The organism is Nitrosophilus sp., assembly GCF_982775275.1.
Genome location: NZ_CEXZHP010000140.1, coordinates 1 through 4,112, shown reverse-complemented (window position 1 = coordinate 4,112; position 4,112 = coordinate 1). Strand labels below are relative to the sequence as shown.

The 4,112-nt window shown below is 34.3% G+C and carries 5 protein-coding genes; all 5 read left to right on the top strand.

The window, feature by feature from the left end:
• Positions 1 to 389 precede the first annotated feature (389 nt).
• The 5 genes from AC30RD_RS06950 to AC30RD_RS06930 are packed head-to-tail and all read left to right on the top strand — an operon-like array spanning position 390 to position 3,846.
• Positions 390 to 1,256 (top strand): damage-control phosphatase ARMT1 family protein, encoded by an 867-nt coding sequence (locus AC30RD_RS06950; RefSeq protein ID WP_489493676.1) that lies wholly within the window; start codon positions 390 to 392, stop codon positions 1,254 to 1,256.
• 18 nt (positions 1,257 to 1,274) lie between these two features.
• The gene (locus tag AC30RD_RS06945) at positions 1,275 to 1,526 is read left to right on the top strand and encodes a glutaredoxin family protein (RefSeq protein ID WP_489493674.1); all 252 of its coding nucleotides are present in this window, start codon (positions 1,275 to 1,277) and stop codon (positions 1,524 to 1,526) included.
• Positions 1,523 to 2,386, top strand: coding sequence for a glycine--tRNA ligase subunit alpha (gene glyQ, locus AC30RD_RS06940; protein ID WP_489493673.1), 864 nt, complete (start codon positions 1,523 to 1,525; stop codon positions 2,384 to 2,386). Before AC30RD_RS06945 ends, glyQ begins: the two co-directional genes overlap by 4 nt.
• Positions 2,386 to 3,108 (top strand): Nif3-like dinuclear metal center hexameric protein, encoded by a 723-nt coding sequence (locus AC30RD_RS06935; RefSeq protein WP_489493672.1) that lies wholly within the window; start codon positions 2,386 to 2,388, stop codon positions 3,106 to 3,108. Before glyQ ends, AC30RD_RS06935 begins: the two co-directional genes overlap by 1 nt.
• An 18-nt stretch (positions 3,109 to 3,126) precedes the next feature.
• Entirely contained in the window at positions 3,127 to 3,846 is a 720-nt protein-coding gene (locus AC30RD_RS06930) for a zinc ribbon domain-containing protein (protein WP_489493671.1), read from the top strand.
• Positions 3,847 to 4,112 lie beyond the last annotated feature (266 nt).

The window sequence follows — 4,112 nt, the reverse complement described above, 5'->3', positions numbered from 1 at the left end:
ACGAAGGTGAGTGAAGCGAAGCAAGTTTGCGGTTAGGAAAGGTTGAAGTGGTAAGGTGATAAGGGGGTAAGGTGGTAAGAGAGGATTCAATTTCCAATGCCTAATTCCCAATTCCCATTTACCAATGTCTAATGTCCAATGTCCAATGTCAAAATTGATTAAAATAGTTAAAATGGTTGAGTAGTTGAGTGGTTGGGTGGTTAGGTGAAAGGTTGAAGGGAGAAGGAGGTAAGGGGGTAAGGAGATAAGGAGATAAGGTGATAAGGGGGTAAGGTGGTAAGAGAGGATTCAATTCCCAATGCCTAATTCCCAATTCCCATTTACCAATTCCAAATATCAATTGAATTGCTTTATAAGAGAGTTACATAAAATATAAAAAGGTGTTTTGTATGAATATGAAGCCAGATTGTCTAGTTTGTCTTTTTAATCAGACGTTAAGGGTTACAAAAGCTTTAAATTGCGACGATGAATGTGCAAAAGAGGTCTTGGATAAGGCGGCTTTGACTATTTCAAAATTTGATTTTGATATGACTCCGCCTGAAGCTGCGGCCATACTCTATCCAAAGATATCGGAAATTGTCGGCAAAGTGGATGTTTACGAAGAGAAAAAAGTTGAATCTACCAATAAAGCTTTTAAGTTTCTAGATTTTGTTTTAGAAAAAATAAACTCTTCAAAAGATGATGTAGATGCGGCTTTAAGGGCCGCAGTAGCAGGAAATGTTATAGATTTTGCCACTGAAGTTACATTTGATATAAAAGATGAAATAGAGACTATTTTTGAAGCTAAGTTTGCTATAGATCATAAACCGATATTTAAAGAAAAACTAAAAACCGCAAAAAGTCTGATGGTAATAGGAGACAATGTTGGTGAACATGTTTTTGATAAAATTATGATGGAGATAATTTTTGATTTCAATCCCGATCTTGATATATATTATGTAGTGAGGGGAAAGCCGATTATCAACGACGTAACAGTAAGGGAAGCAAAAGCGATAGATATAGATAAAATTGCCCAAATTATTGATAGCGGCGTTGATACGCCGGGTTTTATCTATGAGAAGGCAAACAGTGAGACAAAAAAATTGTTTGACAATGTGGATCTGATTTTAGCAAAAGGTATGGGCAATTATGAGTGTATGGAGAGTATGAAAGATGATAGAATATTTTATCTTTTTAAAGTAAAATGTTCTGTAGTAGCAAATAAAATAGGCAAAAAAATCGGCGATTTAATATGCATGAACAATCAAAAGATTTAACTTATTTAAGGAGGTTAAATGGCCCAAAATAGATCTCAAAAAAGGGTTGTTTTGTTTACCAGTCCAGGATGTGTGTGGTGCACGAGAGCAAAACAGTTTTTTAGAAAAAATCAGATAAAATTTAAAGAGATTGATATTAGCAAAGATCAAAAGGCTGCACAAGATTGTATAAGACACGGCTGTAGAGGTGTGCCCGTTGTTTTGGTAGGAAGTAGATGGATATGCGGGTTTGATCAAACAAAAATAGAGAAGGAATTGGGAATAAAATGATAACTTTTAGCGAACTTTTATTGAAACTTCAGGAGTTTTGGGGCAATCACGGATGCGTTATTTTACAGCCATACGATTTTCCAAGCGGTGCTGGGACGTTTCATCCTGCTACTTTTTTAAAGGCTTTAGATCCAAAGCCCTGGGCTACAGCTTACGTTGCGCCATCTCGTAGGCCAACAGATGGAAGGTATGGTGAAAATCCAAATAGACTGGGAAGCTATTATCAGTTTCAGGTTCTAATAAAGCCCGTTCCTAAAAATATACAAGAGCTTTATATAAAAAGTTTGGAATATTTGGGTTTAGATATTAAAAAACATGATATTAGATTTGTAGAAGATAACTGGGAGAGTCCAACGCTTGGTGCATGGGGACTTGGATGGGAAGTGTGGCTCGATGGTATGGAGGTTACTCAATTTACCTATTTTCAGCAGGTTGGAGGATATGAGTGCGATCCGGTTGCCGTTGAGATAACATACGGCACAGAAAGACTTGCTATGTATCTGCAAGGTATCGAAAATGTATTTGATATCGTATGGAATAAAAATAAAGAAAATATCGTAACTTACAAAGATGTTCATAAAAGAGGCGAATATGAGTTTAGCAGATACAATTTTGAGGTAGCAGATACCAAAATGCTTTTTAACCATTTTGAGGATGCTACAAAAGAGTGTAAAAGATGTTTGGAAGAAAAAATCCCCCTTCCGGCATATGATCAGTGTCTTTTAGCAAGCCATATATTTAATATTTTAGATGCAAGAAAAGCCATAAGCGTAACCGAGAGGCAAAATTTTATATTAAAGGTTAGAGAGCTTGCAAGAGGATGTGCTAAAGTATATAAAGAGAGTTTAGGTGAGAGTTGATGAAAATAGAAGATATTTATAATATATTGGATGAGATAAGCCCTTTTGAGTTGCAAGAGAGTTGGGACAATAGCGGAGTTCAGGTTGGGGATTTTGAAAAAGAGGTAAAAAAGATATATCTCTCTGTAGATATAGATTTTGATTTTTTAAAAGATATTGACCCAAACTCTTTGATCATTACCCACCATCCATTGATTTTTAAACCTATAAAAAATCTTCTTTTTTCCTCATATCCTTCAAATTTAATAAAAGAGTTGATAAAAAAAGATATTTCGTTGATCGCTATGCACACAAATTTTGATAAAACTCATCTAAACAGTTTTGTGGCTAAAGAGATTTTAGGTTTTAAAAACGCTTTTTGTGAAGATTTTGTATGCTATTTTGATGTGGATATGGATTTTGACGATTTTGTAAATGGTGTAAAAAAAAGCTTTGATCTTGAATATGTCAAAGTTTTAAAAACTAAAGAAAAGATCAAAAGAGCGGCTCTTACCACTGGTGCAGGCGGAAGTTTTATAAAAGAGATCAAAGCCGATGTTTTTTTAACGGGAGATATAAAATATCATGACGCTATGGAAGCAAAATCTATAGGTCTTTCTTTGATTGATATTGAGCATTACTCCAGTGAGCGCTATTTTAGCCGGATTTTAGCTCAAGAATTGAAAAAAAACAAAATTGAGGCTATAATTTCATCAACAAAAAACCCCTTTAAACTAATGTAAATCCCAAAAGGAAAAATAATGAAACAATATATCGACCAACTTGTTGAACTCTCTATAGTGGATAAAGAGATTGATGCTTTTGAGCCGAAAATCGCTGAAGTTAAGGAGAGATTAAATAGAGTTTTAAATGAGAAAAATAGCGTAGAAGAGGCTATAAAAAAGCTAAATGAAGAGATCCAAGAGTGTGAGTTAAAAAAGAGAAAAAATGAGCTTCATTTAAAAGAGCTTTCCCAAAAACTTGAAGATCTTGCAAAAAAGAGTGCGCAAGTTAAAACGGAAAAAGAGGCAAAAGCCTTGCAGCTTGAAGAGGAGATCGCAAAAGAGCAGATAAATTTTGCGAATGAAGAGATCGCAAGACTCGAAAACAGCTGCGAAACAAAAATAGAGGAGAAAAACTCTCTTGAAGAGAGGTTAAAAGAGATCGAAGAGAGAGTAAACAAAACAAAAGAAGCGGTTGATGCGGAGTTAAAAGAGTTGGAAGAGGAGAGAAAAAAGGTTTTTGAAAAAAAACAAGAGCTTGTTTCAAAAATTCCTCAAAAGATATTGGCTTTTTATGAAAAGATAAGAAGATGGGCAGGAAATAGTGCGGTTGTTCCGGTAAAAAAACAGGCTTGCATGGGCTGCTTTATGAAAATAAACGACAAAACTTACTCCAAAGTTATTAAGGGTGAAGAGATAGTTACTTGTCCTCATTGCGGTAGAATACTCTATCTTGAAAAAGAGGAAGAGACGGTATAGAAAATTGGAAATAGGAATTAGGAATTTGTAGTATTGAAAATTATGGTTGTTTATATGCCAGTTCCCAATTGCAAATTCCTAATTTCATCTTTAAGGTAATTAATGTTTGCGTATATCTATACTATACTTTTAACTATCGTTTATATTTTTTCCATTCCTTTTTTGCTGATTTTGTCTTTTAAAAAAAAATATAAACACTCAATTCCTGCAAGATTTTTTCTTTATAAAAATCCTCCCTTTAAGAAAAAGCTTATCCATTTTCACTC

What these genes read in the sequence shown, in the direction of transcription:
- AC30RD_RS06950 (WP_489493676.1), top strand. Translation starts at nt 390, where the DNA reads ATGAATATGAAGCCAGATTGTCTAGTTTGTCTTTTTAATCAGACGTTA.
- AC30RD_RS06945 (WP_489493674.1), top strand. Translation starts at nt 1,275, where the DNA reads ATGGCCCAAAATAGATCTCAAAAAAGGGTTGTTTTGTTTACCAGTCCA.
- glyQ (WP_489493673.1), top strand. Translation starts at nt 1,523, where the DNA reads ATGATAACTTTTAGCGAACTTTTATTGAAACTTCAGGAGTTTTGGGGC.
- AC30RD_RS06935 (WP_489493672.1), top strand. Translation starts at nt 2,386, where the DNA reads ATGAAAATAGAAGATATTTATAATATATTGGATGAGATAAGCCCTTTT.
- AC30RD_RS06930 (WP_489493671.1), top strand. Translation starts at nt 3,127, where the DNA reads ATGAAACAATATATCGACCAACTTGTTGAACTCTCTATAGTGGATAAA.